This window comes from Alcaligenes sp. DN25, from assembly GCF_023674485.1.
Taxonomy (GTDB): Bacteria; Pseudomonadota; Gammaproteobacteria; order Burkholderiales; family Burkholderiaceae_B; genus Alcaligenes; species Alcaligenes phenolicus.
The window spans coordinates 1,813,784-1,827,800 of record NZ_CP098408.1 but is presented as its reverse complement, the minus strand read 5'-3'; the positions used below and the strand labels follow the sequence as shown (position 1 = coordinate 1,827,800).

The following is a 14,017-nucleotide window of genomic DNA, read 5'->3' as shown; positions in this document are numbered from 1 at the left end:
GCAGCCATTTTGGGAGTTTCAGCATGTCTTCGAGTCGTACCCCTCGTCCGAGCGAACTTAATGAACACCAGGAATCCCGACCTGCACAGGCCACACAACAACAAGGCGGCAGCTATATCCCTGCTCCCGGCCCCTCCGGTGCCCGCTCGCACAGCTTTGCCTACGAATGTCAGGAAGATACGGACGAAGTCTCCGACAGCCTGACCTTTGTGCTGGTTCACGGTGCCTGGCACGGTGGCTGGTGCTGGTCCAGACTGGCTGCCCGGCTACGGGCCAAGGGGCATAAAGTCTATACCCCCACACTGACAGGCCTGGGCGAACGCAGCCACTTGCTTAGCGCGGACATCACCCTGAACACCTTTGTAGATGATGTCGCTAATTTGATACGTTGGGAGGAACTCTCCAACGTGGTTCTGGTGGGCCACAGCTTTGGAGGACTGGTCATTAGCGGCGTCGCCGACGTCATGCCACGCTGCATTCAACAACTGATTTACCTGGACGCCTTTATCCTGCCCAGCGGCACCAGCACCTTCGACACCCTGCCAGAAAAGATTGTCGACAGCATGGTGGCCTCTGCCGGGAAAAGCGCCATTCCTGCCGTCCCCCCTCCTCCACTAAGCGCCTTGGGCCTGCATGCCACAGAAGATCTGCACTTTGTCGGTAACCGCCTGACACCACAGCCGCTTAGCGTCTACCGCTCTTCCCTGCGCTTACAGAACCCCGTCATCGGCAATGGCCGCCCTTGCTCCTATATCTCCTGCACACAGCCTACGTTCAGGGGGGTGGATACCTCGCGCGAATGGGCCCGTCAGCAGAAAGACTGGGAATTCCGAGAGTTGGAAAGTGGGCACTGCGCGTTGATGACACACCCCGACATGCTGGCCCGGCTTTTACTGGAGCTAGCGGACTAAACTGCGTCGCCCGCGCTGTCTTTAGAGCGATAAAACTCTCTGGGAGTAACCCCAAAATACCGCCGGAAAACGGCGGCATATGCGCTTTGGCTGGCGTAACCGTGCTGCAAAGCCACTTGCACAACAGGCTCACCAGCTGCCAAGCCCTCCAAAGACCCCAACAATCGAGCGAATTGACGCCATTGCCCAAAGCTGATGCCGGTATGGCGACGAAACAGGCGGTGGAAAGTTTTGACGCTCATGGCCAGTTGCCTGGCCCAGGCATCTGCATCTCTATCATCATCGGGGCTAGCCTCCAGCTGTCGACACACCAGTAGCAAGCGCGGCTCTTCGGGCCAGGGCAGATGAAACGGCAATACAGGCAACTCGCGCAGTTCATCCAGCAATAAACGCATCAAGCGGCCATCGCGACTGTCTTGCGCATACACCAAAGGAATTCGGCTGGCCTCCAGAATCAGCTCCCGTAGCAAGGGGCTGACATCCAGCACGCAGTTACGCGCCGGCAAGCCCGGAGCAGCATCCTCATCCACAAAGATCGTGCGCATTTTGACCTGCCCGCGCATGCGAACCGTATGAGGACGACCCGGTTGCAGCCAAACGCCACGGCTAGGAGGAACCACCCAGCGCCCTTCCTGGGCATCAATCACCATCACCCCTTGCACGGCGTACAAGAACTGCGCACGTACATGCTGATGTTCGTGAATAAGATGGCCGTCCGGATAGTCTGCTGCCAAACCACTAATAGGCATCTTGGCCAGCTCAACCGGAATATGAATAAGAGGATCAAGCACAAGCTGTCCCATTTGCGCTAATTCAAGTCAGTTTAGCGAAAGACAGGCAAGTCGGTCTACAGCGAGCATACGTCTTCCTTATTGATGGATGCTTCCAATGCGCAACTATGCTTATCCGCTGGTGACCATGCTGTTGTGGTCCGGCAATGTCATTGTTTCCAAAATGGCGCACGGCCTGATCGCCGCACCTGCCATGAGTTTTTATCGAGTCGTGCTGGCGCTGGCCATCATGAGCCTGTTTGCCGCTCGCCCTGTCTGGCGACACTGGCACTCGATCCGTCCTCAACTACCCAAACTGCTGTTTCTGGGATTTCTGAGTATGGCGTTTTATCAGTGCCTGTCTTATTGGGCAGCAGCCAGCACCAGTGCCACCAATATGGCCGTGATTACCGCACTGACACCCCTACTGACCCTGTTGACCACACGTCTGCTGCTGCCAGGCTCTGGCCCTCGCGGCATGCTGCCCGGCGCCCTGCTGGCCTTGTTTGGAACAGTCTGGTTGATTAGCAGCGGCCATCCCATGCAACTGCTAAGCCAAGGAGTCCGCTCTGGCGACTTGCTGATGCTGACAGCGGCATTGAGCTATGCCTTCTACAGTGTTTTTTTGAAGAAATGGCATATCACTGTGCCAGCCTGGCAATCAACCTATCTGCAAGCCTGGGGCGCCTTGATCACCCTGCTGCCTGTCTTCTTTTGGCTGCCAGCAGAACAAACGCAATTGAATGAGCAAACAGTCCCCCTGATCCTGTACGCAGGCATCCTGGCCTCCGTCCTGCTGCCCTACTGCTGGATCCAAGGCATCACACGCTTGGGCCCGGCCCGATGCAGCCTGTTCCTGAATATCCTGCCCTTCATGACCGCCATGCTGGCCATCCCATTGCTGGGCGAACAACTGGGCGCACACCATGTGAGCGGTGGATTGCTGACTCTGGCAGGGGTGATTTTGGCTCAATGGCCGCCTCAACAATGGCTGTTCAAAACCAAAGCAGCCCCTGCCAAATAAGAAATATGGGAGTTTTATACCCAACTCCTGCTATGAACTGATTTGCCAGCTATCGGCCATTAGTTTGCGAATTAACCCAACACAGCAACAAAAATCCTAAGCACAAAAATCAGGCGGGGCTAAGTATTTCTCGATCTGAGCCTCTTGCGGCCTGGGTGGGGGCGTGGGGCGAGTCAGACTGCTTGCCGCGGGCGGTGTCGGGATACGGGATGCAAGCACTCTGCTGTTTGAACCCGACGCTTGTGATTGGTCCGGGGGACCAATCACCGGGTGAGTTCAGAGTGCGCCCGTATCTCGACACCGCCAAGGGCACCGGTGCGCAGCACCGGCAAGCGGTCCGCCCCACGCCCCACTCAGGCCGCAAGAGGCGTCTATCCTGAGACTACCCCCTACCCCACAACACAAAGGCGATACACAAAAAAAACCGCCAACCCAAAGGCTGGCGGTTTCTGGCATGCAAGAGACTGGCTAAGATCAGTCAGCGCGGTAGTTAGGCGCTTCCTTGGTGATCTGCACATCATGCACGTGGGACTCACGTACACCAGCAGCCGTAATTTCCACGAACTCGGCCTTGGCGTGCAATTCCTCGATGGATTTGCAACCGCAGTAGCCCATGGAAGCACGGATGCCGCCAACCAGTTGGTAAATAATGGCAATCACACTGCCCTTGTAAGGCACGCGGCCTTCAATACCTTCTGGAACCAGCTTGTCAGCGTTGTTCGAAGGATCCTGGAAGTAGCGATCAGCCGAACCATCGACCATGGCGCCCAAGCTACCCATACCGCGGTAGGACTTGTACGAACGGCCCTGGAACAGCACCACTTCACCCGGAGACTCTTCAGTACCAGCAAACATACCGCCCATCATGCAAGCGGAAGCGCCAGCAGCCAAAGCCTTGGACACATCGCCGGAGAAGCGGATACCACCGTCAGCGATCAGAGGTACGCCCGTACCTTCCAAAGCCTTGGCAACGTCAGCAATAGCCGTAATTTGAGGTACACCCACACCGGCTACGATACGAGTCGTACAAATAGAGCCAGGGCCAATACCGACCTTGACACAATCTGCACCGGCCTCGACCAGAGCGCGAGCGGCATCAGCGGTAGCAATGTTGCCACCAATAACCTGAATGCGAGGAAAATTCTTCTTGACCCAGCGAACGCGCTCGATAACACCACGGGAGTGACCGTGGGCAGTGTCCACCACCACCACGTCCACACCGGCTGCGGCCAGTTTCTCGACACGTTCTTCGGTACCGTCACCCACACCAACCGCAGCGCCGACGCGCAGCTGACCGTGGCTGTCTTTGCTGGCCAGAGGGTGCTCGGTGTTTTTGACAATATCCTTAACCGTTGCCAGACCACGCAGCTGGAACTGATCGTTAACGATCAGCACGCGCTCCAGACGGTGGCGGTGCATCAGGGCCTGAGCTTCGTCCAGCGTGGCGCCTTCATGCATGGTGATCAGACGCTCTTGAGGCGTCATGACATCACGCAAAGGCAGATCCAGGCGGTCTTCAAAGCGCAGATCGCGGTTGGTAACAATACCCACCAGTTTGCCGGCCTCAACCACAGGCAAACCGGAAATACCGTGCTGACGCTGCAGGTTGATGGCATCGCGCACCTTCATGGTGGGCGTAACAGTAACCGGGTCAATCACGATACCGAACTCGTGGCGCTTCACACGTGCAACTTCACGTGCTTGAGCATCCGCCGTCAGGTTCTTGTGGATGATCCCGATACCGCCTTCCTGTGCCATGGCAATAGCCAGACGCGCTTCGGTTACCGTGTCCATGGCAGCCGAAACCAGCGGGATATTCAGGGTGATGTCCCGCGTAAAGCGGGTGAGCAAGGATGTATCGCGAGGCAGAACCTCGGAGTAAGCGGGAACCAACAACACATCGTCGAAGGTCAGTGCTTTCTTGATGAGACGCATGCTTTTATAACTCCGTCCAAAAATCGATTATACGCGTAAGCAATTACGCAATCCAGACCCGAGCGTTGCGAAACATCCGCATCCAGGGAGTAAACCCACCATTTGCCATCTGATCAGCACCCTGATCGGCGGCGCCCCACTGCTCTGGAGTCCAGGACATCATGACGTTGCGCGTCACGCGTTCCGGGTGAGGCATCATGATGGTAAAGCGGCCATCTGCCGTGGTTACGCCGGTCAAACCGTAAGGGCTGCCGTTGGGGTTCAGCGGGTACTGTTCGGTGCGCTGACCGCGATGATCCACAAAGTGAACCGCAGCGGCGACCTTGGACGCATCGCCTTGACGCTGGAAGTTGGCAAAGCCTTCACCGTGAGCCACGGCTACTGGCAGACGGGTCCCTTCCATACCCTTGAAGAACAAGGATGGCGAAGAGGCAATTTCCACACTGGAGAAACGAGCTTCGTATTTTTCCGACTGGTTACGGGTAAAGCGTGGCCAGAATTCTGCACCTGGAATCATGGGAGCCAAAGCGGCCATCATCTGGCAACCATTACAAATACCCAGACCGAAGGTATCGCTGCGACCGAAGAAAGCAGCAAACTGATCCGACAACTGGTTGTTGAAACGAATGGTCTTGGCCCAGCCTTCACCGGCGCCCAGAACGTCGCCATAGCTGAAACCACCCACAGCCACCATGCCCTGCATGCCTTCCAGCGATGCGCGGCCCGACAGCAGGTCGGTCATGTGTACGTCAACGGCTTCGAAACCAGCAGTATCAAAGGCCCAGGCCATTTCCACCTGACTGTTGCACCCCTGTTCGCGCAAGATGGCAACGCGTGGGCGCTTGCCGGTAGCGATGAAGGGAGCAGCAATATCTTCCTGCGGGTTGAACATGACGCGCGGCGAGATGCCTGGATCTTGTACGTCTTCCCAGCGATCGAATTCAGCCTGTGCGCAAGCGGGGTTATCGCGGCGCTCCATGATGCGGCGGCTAACTTCGCTCCACTGTTGCGCCAGTTCCACACGAGAGGCTTGGTAAATGCAAGCGCCATCGCGATAGAACTCGACCTGATCGGTCTTGTTCAGGCTACCAATCACGTGGGAGTGAGCCGACAAACCGGCTTCACGCAGAGTTTGCATGACCTGATCACGCTGGGCCAATGGCACCTGGATAACAGCACCAGCCTCTTCGTTGAACAAGGCGCGCAAGGTGATTTCATCACGCTGCACGGAAACCTGTTCGGCACGAATCTTGTAATCGCCCCAATCGGCAGCATGAGGGTCGATGGTCAGCATGTCCAGATTCACGGACACGCCTGTGTGACCGGCAAACGCCATCTCGGCCACGGTCGCGGCCAGGCCACCGTCGGAACGGTCGTGGTAGGCCAGGATCAGATCCTGGTCGGCCAATTGGCGAATCACCTTCACAAACGCCAGCATGGCTTCGGCGTCCTGCATGTCAGGTACGGACTGGCCAACCTGATTGAAGGCGTGAGCCAATACGGAAGCGCCCATACGCTGTTTGCCCTGTCCCAGATCGATCAAGACCAAAGCGGTATCGCCCACATTGGTTTGTAGTTGGGGGGTAAGCGTGCGGCGCACATCGGCCACTTGAGCAAAAGCAGTCACCACCAGGGAAACTGGCGAAATCACCTGACGGGACTCACCGTCCTGCTCCCAGCTGGTACGCATGGACAAAGAGTCCTTGCCCACAGGAATGGACAGGCCCAGGCTCTGGCACCACTGGCTAACAGCCTGAACCGTGTCGAACAAGGCGGCGTCCTGGCCGTCTACGCCGCAAGCGGCCATCCAGTTGGCGGACAATTTGACGTCTTTCAGGTCACGCACATCGCTGGCGACCAAGTTGGTCAAGGCTTCAGCCACAGCCATACGGCCGGAGGCAGCAGCGTCAATCATGGCGCTAGGGCTACGTTCGCCCATGGACATGGCTTCGCCGCGCACGCCTTCAAAATCAGCCAAAGTAACGGCGCAGTCGGCCACAGGCACTTGCCAAGGGCCAACCATCTGATCACGACTGCACAGGCCACCCACGCTGCGGTCGCCAATGCTGATCAGGAAAGTCTTGTTGGCCACAGTGGGGTGACGCAGCACCCGGTGCATGGCTTCGGTCAACGGAATAACCGTCAGGTCCAGCGGTTCGGCCACGCCGTCCAGACGCTTGACGTCGCGTTCCATGCGTGGGGCTTTACCCAGAATCACATCCATAGGCACGTCAACAGGACGTTCCTCGATGCTCTTGGGGGTGTGCACTTCGTCCACGCCAGGCAGGCCTTCGCCGAAAGTCACGCGCAATTGGCGCTCTTCAGTAGCCACACCCACGACGGCAAAGGGGCAGCGCTCGCGCTGAGCAATGCGCTCAAAACGTGGCAGATCCTTGGGCAGAATGGCCAGGACGTAACGCTCCTGGGATTCGTTGGACCAGATTTCAGCAGGCGACAGACCCGACTCTTCCAGAGGAACGCGAGTCAGTTCAAAAATAGCGCCACGCTCGGCATCGTTCACCAGTTCCGGGAAGGCGTTGGACAGACCGCCCGCCCCCACGTCGTGGATGGCAATAATGGGGTTATTCTCGCCCTGCTGCCAGCAGCGGTCGATCACTTCCTGGGCACGGCGCTCCATCTCCGGGTTACCACGCTGCACGGAGTCAAAGTCCAGTTCGGCGCGGTTGGCCCCCACGCCCATACTGGACGCAGCACCACCACCCATACCAATACGCATGCCGGGACCGCCCAGCTGAATCAGCAAGGCGCCCACTGGCAGAGGATCTTTGTGAGTCAGGCGATCGTCAATCGAACCCAGACCACCAGCAATCATGATGGGCTTGTGATAGCCCCAGCGCTGATCGCCAGCCGTTTGCTCAAAGGTACGGAAGTAACCCAGCAGATTAGGACGACCAAATTCGTTATTGAAGGCGGCACCACCAATCGGGCCTTCAATCATGATGTCCAGGGGGCTGGCGATACGGTCAGGAATACCGTGGGAGTCTTTTTCCCAAGGTTCCATTTGTTCAGGGAAGCACAGATTGGACACGGTAAAGCCGGTCAAGCCCGCCTTGGGCTTGGAACCACGGCCTGTTGCACCTTCGTCACGAATCTCGCCACCGGCACCTGTCGATGCGCCGGGAAATGGAGCAATCGCCGTGGGGTGATTGTGGGTTTCCACCTTCATCAAGGTGTGAACCAGCGCTTCGTGGCGCTGATACACAGGCTCGTTGGCCTGATCATCAATACCGGCGTGGAACAGAGTAGCGGGGCCGCCCGTCATGATGGCGGCGTTATCCGCATAAGCCACCACAGTGTTTTCAGGTTGAGCCGCGTGGGTTTCGCGAATCATGCCAAACAAGGTCTTGCCCTGGTTTTGACCGTCGATTACCCACTGTGCGTTAAAAATCTTGTGACGACAGTGTTCACTATTGGCTTGCGCGAACATCATCAATTCCACATCGTGCGGGTTACGACCCAGACGCGTGAAGGCATCCATCAGGTATTCAATTTCGTCCTCGGACAGCGCCAGACCCATTTCCTCGTTGGCCTGCTTCAAGGTCGCCACGCCACCACCCAGAACATCCACGGTCTGGATGGGCTTGCCTTCCAGTTGGGTGAACAGCGCCTGACCGTCAAACTCCAAACCAACCACGGTTTCGGTCATGCGGTCGTGCAGCAAGGCAGCCAGTTGCTCCAGCTGAGCCTGATCCAGTTCCTTGGCACCCAGCAAGCCACGCTTGGGGGTGATGATGTAACGCACGCCACGCTCGATACGACGTACCGCTTGCAAGCCACAGTTATGAGCGATGTCAGTCGCTTTACTGGCCCAGGGTGACACGGTCCCCAAACGAGGAATGACACGCAGAACCAAGGCGCCTTTAGGCGGCTGAGGGTCCAGCGCAGGCAGACCATCATCCAGCAGGTCGCTGAGGTGCTGACGCGCACTGGCATCCAGGCCGGACTCTTCAGTCCAGACATAGTATTCGTGCAAGGCAAGAATGTCGGCAACAGGCAGTTGACGCTGCTCGACACGCTCTAGCAAACGCTCACGACGAAATGCGGAGAGCACGGACGAACCGGGAAAGTACAGGATTTGGCTCACGATACGGGAGGGGCAAAAAAGGTGGGAGAAATAGAAAACACGCCATTTTAACCGGAAGCGACACAAGAGGTCACATCGGTAAATGGCGTGCACAAAAAGGGAAAATTCAGTTCAAACAAGGGGTCCGCAAGCGGGGCTGGAGACACAGCAAACCCGGCAAGCTCGACAAGACGTCTTGAGGGGCCGGAGCGATTCGCGCCCCGTAATCTCCAATACGGACCCGGTACGGCGTTCAAATCGGGCTGTCTCCATCCAGATCAGGAGCTGGTGCGGGTTCGGGATAGGACACTTCCAGAATATCCAGCTCTTCCTTACCGGCGGGGGTGCGCAGCACCACGGTATCGCCTTCACGCGCCTTGATCAGGGCCCGGGCCACCGGCGAAATCCAGCTGATACGGCCTTGCAAGGGTTCGGCCTCGTCCACGCCCACAATGGTGATGGTGAACTCTTCACCCTGGCTGTCGCTATAAACAACGGTTGCACCAAAGAACACCTGATCGGGATTGGGCTGCAAGCCGGGATCGACCACTTCGGCAATTTCCAGACGCTTGGTCAGGAAACGGATACGGCGGTCGATTTCCCGCAGGCGTTTTTTACCGTACAAATAATCGCCGTTCTCGGAGCGATCACCATTGGATGCCGCCCAGGAGACGATCTGCACCACCTCGGGACGTTCCTTGTTCATCAAATGGCTCAGTTCGCCACGCAAACGGCGATACCCCAGGACCGTCATGTAATTCTTGGTCCCACTGGGTAGTGCACTGGCCGGGGCGTCCAGATCGTCGTCATCGTCCTGATCGGACTCTTTCACAAAGGCTTTATTCATCGTTTAAAAGGCTCCTGCTAGAGCCACTCCTGCCAAACGGGTTTCAATCCCGAGGGCAAAGGCGGCAAATCGCCTAAATCAACACGCCCTTCGCTGGGACCATGAAAATCCGAACCACAGGACACTTCAAAACCATAGCTGCGTGCTACCTGGGTATACACGCTGTATTCCTGCGGAGTATGACTGCCTGTCAGCACTTCAATACCTACGCCACCCAGTTCCAGAAACTGGGTGTACAAGGCATGGCTGCGGGTGCCATCCAATTCGTAACGTCCGGGGTGGGCAATAATGGCCTTGCCGCCCGATTCACGTATCCAGCCCACCGCCTCTTCCAGGCTGGCCCAGACGGTTTCCACGGCAGCAGGCTTGCCATCCGCCAAGTAGCGGCGAAAGGCCTCATTCATATCAACGCAGTAACCTTGCTGCACCAGAAACCGCGCAAAGTGCGTGCGGCTGATCAGTTCCGGATTGGCGGCAAATGGAACTGCGCCTTCATAGGCATTGGGAAAACCCAGTTTTTCCAAGCGGTCACCCATTTGACGGGCGCGCTGCTCGCGGCCAGCACGCACATCATGCAGCGCCTTTTGCAAGGCAGGATGGTCCGGGTCCACGCCCAGGCCAACAATGTGGATAGTCTTGTTCGCCCAAGTGACGGAGATTTCTACGCCGTCCACAAAGCGTATGCCCAGATCCTCGGCGCATTGCCGGGCCAATTTCAAGCCACCGATTTCGTCATGATCCGTCAGGGCCCACAGTTTCACACCGTTAGCATGCGCACGCGCGGCAAGTTCCGCGGGGCTGAGCACACCATCTGAATAAATGGAATGGCAATGCAAATCAACGGGCAAGCGGGCCTGAACACTCATAAGGGGCTATCCAGCTAGAAAGTAGTCGATGTGGTCGATTTGCTCGGCATTGCGCAGCATGGGTGCATGTCCCACATTGGGAATAGTCACCAGTTGCGAATTGGGATTGCGTTGCAACATTTCCTGGGCCGCTTCTGGCTTCAAGAGATCGGACTCTTGACCGCGCACGATCAGCACCTTGTCCGGCAAACCCTCATAGGCGCCCCACAACAAGGCCTGTGCCGCTTGCAAGTCCACATCCGCTTGCTGAGCAAAGGCTTGCGACAAGCGCAAATCGTAATGGCGACGCCATTTACCTTCATGTTCCACAAAGACGTGGCGGGACATATCGGCCCATTCTTCAGCGGAATGCTCTCCGAAGGAAGCCGAGACGGAACGTACATACTCCACCGCCTGTTCGAAGGTATCAAACAGCACGGACTGACCGACGTATTCACTGATGCGTTGCAGCCCTGTCATATCCAGCGCCGGGCCTACATCGTTCAGAACGACACGCCCCAAGGGCAGTTGCAAGGGCTCGACACCCAGACCTGGTCCGGGGCGAGCCGGACGCAGCAAGGCTGACATGGCTTGCGCGCCTTGCAAACCCAAGGCAATCAAACCGCCCATGGATGTGCCCACCCAATCCAGCCGTGCCGGCTGCAATCGGGCAATCAACACCAACATGTCAGCAACGTATTGAGGAATAGCGTAAGCGGCTGGATCAATCAGCCAATCAGAGCGGCCACGTCCCACAACATCGGGGGCTACCACACGGTAACGTTTGGACAGGCGCTGAGCCAGTTGATCAAAATCCCGGCCAGTACGCGTCAAACCATGCACGCACATCAAGACCTGATCGTTACCGGGATCGCCCCACTCCCAGTACGCCATGCGGTGCGTACCGGAGGCACTGGCACACATAACCCAATTAAGGCGCGGCTCCTGAAGATCAGTTGTCATGAACGCTCAGACCAGAATTTGACAGATAAAGGACTATTGTAGCCCAGCCCGAGGGCTTTACTATGCCGTTTCTGTCCTGCCTTCAGGGCGGTGCTGGGGACTGCCAGTAGCGGGCGTGACGATCACGCTCGCCAAAGTAATACAGGGCCGAAGGACGCGACTCCACAGTCAAAGCGCCCCAATGATCGGTACGCAGGAATAAAGCGCCGGAGCGTTCCCAACGCGTTTGCACCTGCGCATGTGGATGCCCAAAGCGATTCCACCATCCTAGTTGAGCAATCGCCAACCCCGCTTGCATGTGTTTCACAAAATGCGCCCCCGAGGAGGTCCGGGAACCGTGATGCCCGACTACAACGACATCAACAGGCCCCAAGCCCGCCGCCACAATGGCTTGCTCCTGCGCCACACTGGCATCGCCCAAAAGCAAGGCGCTGTGTCGGACACCTCGAATTTCCAGCACACAGCTGATGGCATTCTTATCTTCCTCACTGCCATAGGCGGCCTTGAATCTGGCTTCATCCGCAGGGGGCCACCAGAACCGGAAACGTACGCCGTCTACCTTCCAGTGCACATCCTGCTCACAGCGCAGGGCCTGCTCCGGGCGAACAGTGGAGCCAGCAGGCACGGCCAGCAAACGCTCCTCCCGATTCAGATGCGCGTCCAGATCAAAGCTGCTATAGGAGCGGCTAACCGGTACCGCCTGCAATACGCTGCGCGTCCCGCCCACATGGTCCATATCGGCATGAGACAACACCAAGGTATCGATCCGCCCTATCCCCTTGGCTTTCAACCAGGGGGCAATGCTGCGTTTGCCTTCATCGGAATCAGGGCCGTAGCGGTTTCCCACGTCAAACAGCAACACCTGACTGCGAGTACGCAGCACCACCGCACTGCCCTGGCCTATATCCAGGGCAAACAAGTCCCAGTCCCCTTCCTGCAATAAAGAAGGTCGCAAAGCCAAGGCGGGCACTAACAGAGACAGGCCGCTCAAGCGGGACACAAAGCCTTTGGGCAAAAGTAATAGCAGTACCCCCAGCAAAGCCAGAACTGTCCAAGCCCAGTGCTGGGCAGGCACTGGCACACTGGCAAGGCTGCGCTCCGCCAGCCAGATCGTAGGCTGCATGGTGAAATCCAATACAGCATGAGCAAGATTAGCGACAGACTCGCACCAGTTTGAAGGAGCCTGTAGCGCCGCCAAAATCAACAAGAGCAGCACCAGCGGCGTCACAACTGAGCCGATCAAGGTGATGGCATACGCATTCGCGGGCAAGGAAGCCAAGGATATTTCATGGAACAAGGGGGCCAGAGCGGGCAACAAGGCCAAGGTAATCAGCACCTGCAACTGAGTCGCAAACCAGATCCGCTGCCCCCAGCGCTGCCACCGGGTGCCTGGCTGCGGCACCTGCCCCATCAAAGCGCCAAACGCGAACAAGACCGAAACAGCGGCGAAAGATAGATAAAAGCCGGTGGTCAGCCCCGCCCATGGATCATGCAAAACCACAAACAGAGCTGCAATCAGCAAAGTCCGGCTGGCTCCCAAATATAAACCCCGAATACGGCAGACACCCAGCACCAGCAACATCAAAAAAGTACGCTGGGCAGGAACACCCCAACCTGCGATGACGCAGTAAGCACCCGCCCCGGCAATACCTACCCAGGTCGCAGCAACCTGAGCAGGAACTTGTTCGGCCAATACCCAGCGCCCCCAACGAACACGTCGCCAACACCAGGACACTAAGGCAGCCAACAACACGGCCAGGAACGTAACGTGCGTGCCGCTGATGGAGACCAGGTGCGTCAGGCCACTGCGATTGAAGATCAGCCAATCCGCTGCGGCGATACTGGCCTGATCTCCCAAAGACAAAGCCAGCATCACCCCGCCCCAGCGTTGTTCTTGTACGTAGGGCATCAGGACGTTGCGCAAATGATGGCGTAGACGCTCCGTCCATGTGGGCCAGGACTGCGCCGGATCAAAGTCCAATCGTTGTGGCTGACCCCGCACACTGCCCACAGCCCGCCAGCCTTGAGTCATGGCATGACGTTCTGCGTCAAAGCCATGAGGGTTACGGGCTCCTTGAGGTGGACGCATCAATAAAGACATGCGCCAGCGCTGACCGGGCATCAGCTCGGGGAAGCTTTGTACAGACGGCTCACGGTACAAGGAGCGATGGCCTTGAGCCGCATTCCAGCGAACCAGAATCTGCTCGGGCAAACCGGGAGGCTGGGAGCTCAAGACTCGTGCCTGAAACTGTCTGTAATTCGGCCCTGCCTGTACCAAGGACTGGATTTCCAGCTCTACCCGACTGACTTTATTGATGTCAGTGACCGGGACGGATTGAGCCAGCCGGCCCTGTATATGCCAAATGCTGTAGCTGGCTCCCAAGCAGGCAAAGACCAGAACATAAGCAAAAGAAAAACGCTGCGCCAGCAAGATGCTCACAACCACAGCACCCAGCCACGGCCAAACAGGCAAGGCCAGATACGAAGGCTTCAGGAAATGGGTGAATGTGGCTGCGGCCACAAAAGCGGCTAAACACGCACGCCCTGTCATGGGCTCTGCCCTGCCATCGTGATCTCCACGCAAATCTATAGCGTAGAGTTCAGGCGTGCCTCAAAGGGTCGAAACAAGGACACTTTG

General features: G+C 57.5%; 9 protein-coding genes. 2 read left to right on the top strand and 7 right to left on the bottom strand.

The window, feature by feature from the left end:
• Positions 1-23 precede the first annotated feature (23 nt).
• Positions 24-911: an alpha/beta fold hydrolase gene (locus NBV64_RS08425; RefSeq protein WP_250757078.1), complete on the top strand. Its 888-nt coding sequence runs from the start codon at positions 24-26 to the stop codon at positions 909-911.
• On the opposite strand, the gene NBV64_RS08420 is transcribed toward NBV64_RS08425, so the two are convergent.
• Positions 908-1,714, bottom strand: a complete 807-nt coding sequence (locus tag NBV64_RS08420; RefSeq protein ID WP_250757077.1) for an AraC family transcriptional regulator — start codon at positions 1,712-1,714, stop codon at positions 908-910. The two genes, NBV64_RS08425 and NBV64_RS08420, sit on opposite strands and share 4 nt — an antisense overlap.
• Positions 1,715-1,799: 85 nt before the next feature.
• On the opposite strand from NBV64_RS08420, the gene NBV64_RS08415 reads away from it, so the two are divergent.
• Complete coding sequence (locus NBV64_RS08415) at positions 1,800-2,705, top strand: DMT family transporter (RefSeq protein ID WP_250757076.1); 906 nt, start codon at positions 1,800-1,802, stop codon at positions 2,703-2,705.
• A 474-nt stretch (positions 2,706-3,179) separates the two neighbouring features.
• Here the strand turns inward: NBV64_RS08415 and guaB are convergent, their stop codons facing one another.
• The 6 genes from guaB to NBV64_RS08385 form a co-directional block, all read right to left on the bottom strand.
• Complete coding sequence (gene guaB / locus NBV64_RS08410; RefSeq protein ID WP_009457979.1) at positions 3,180-4,640, bottom strand: IMP dehydrogenase; 1,461 nt, start codon at positions 4,638-4,640, stop codon at positions 3,180-3,182.
• A gap of 43 nt (positions 4,641-4,683) precedes the next feature.
• Entirely contained in the window at positions 4,684-8,745 is a 4,062-nt protein-coding gene (gene purL, locus NBV64_RS08405; protein ID WP_250757075.1) for a phosphoribosylformylglycinamidine synthase, read from the bottom strand.
• Between the two features lie 232 nt (positions 8,746-8,977).
• Positions 8,978-9,571, bottom strand: a complete 594-nt coding sequence (gene greB / locus NBV64_RS08400) for a transcription elongation factor GreB (protein ID WP_009457980.1) — start codon at positions 9,569-9,571, stop codon at positions 8,978-8,980.
• A gap of 17 nt (positions 9,572-9,588) precedes the next feature.
• The gene (locus NBV64_RS08395) at positions 9,589-10,437 is read right to left on the bottom strand and encodes a 3',5'-nucleoside bisphosphate phosphatase (protein ID WP_250757074.1); all 849 of its coding nucleotides are present in this window, start codon (positions 10,435-10,437) and stop codon (positions 9,589-9,591) included.
• 6 nt (positions 10,438-10,443) lie between these two features.
• Positions 10,444-11,340: an alpha/beta fold hydrolase gene (locus NBV64_RS08390; protein WP_137431589.1), complete on the bottom strand. Its 897-nt coding sequence runs from the start codon at positions 11,338-11,340 to the stop codon at positions 10,444-10,446.
• 121 nt (positions 11,341-11,461) lie between these two features.
• Positions 11,462-13,930, bottom strand: a complete 2,469-nt coding sequence (locus NBV64_RS08385) for a DNA internalization-related competence protein ComEC/Rec2 (RefSeq protein WP_250757073.1) — start codon at positions 13,928-13,930, stop codon at positions 11,462-11,464.
• Positions 13,931-14,017 lie beyond the last annotated feature (87 nt).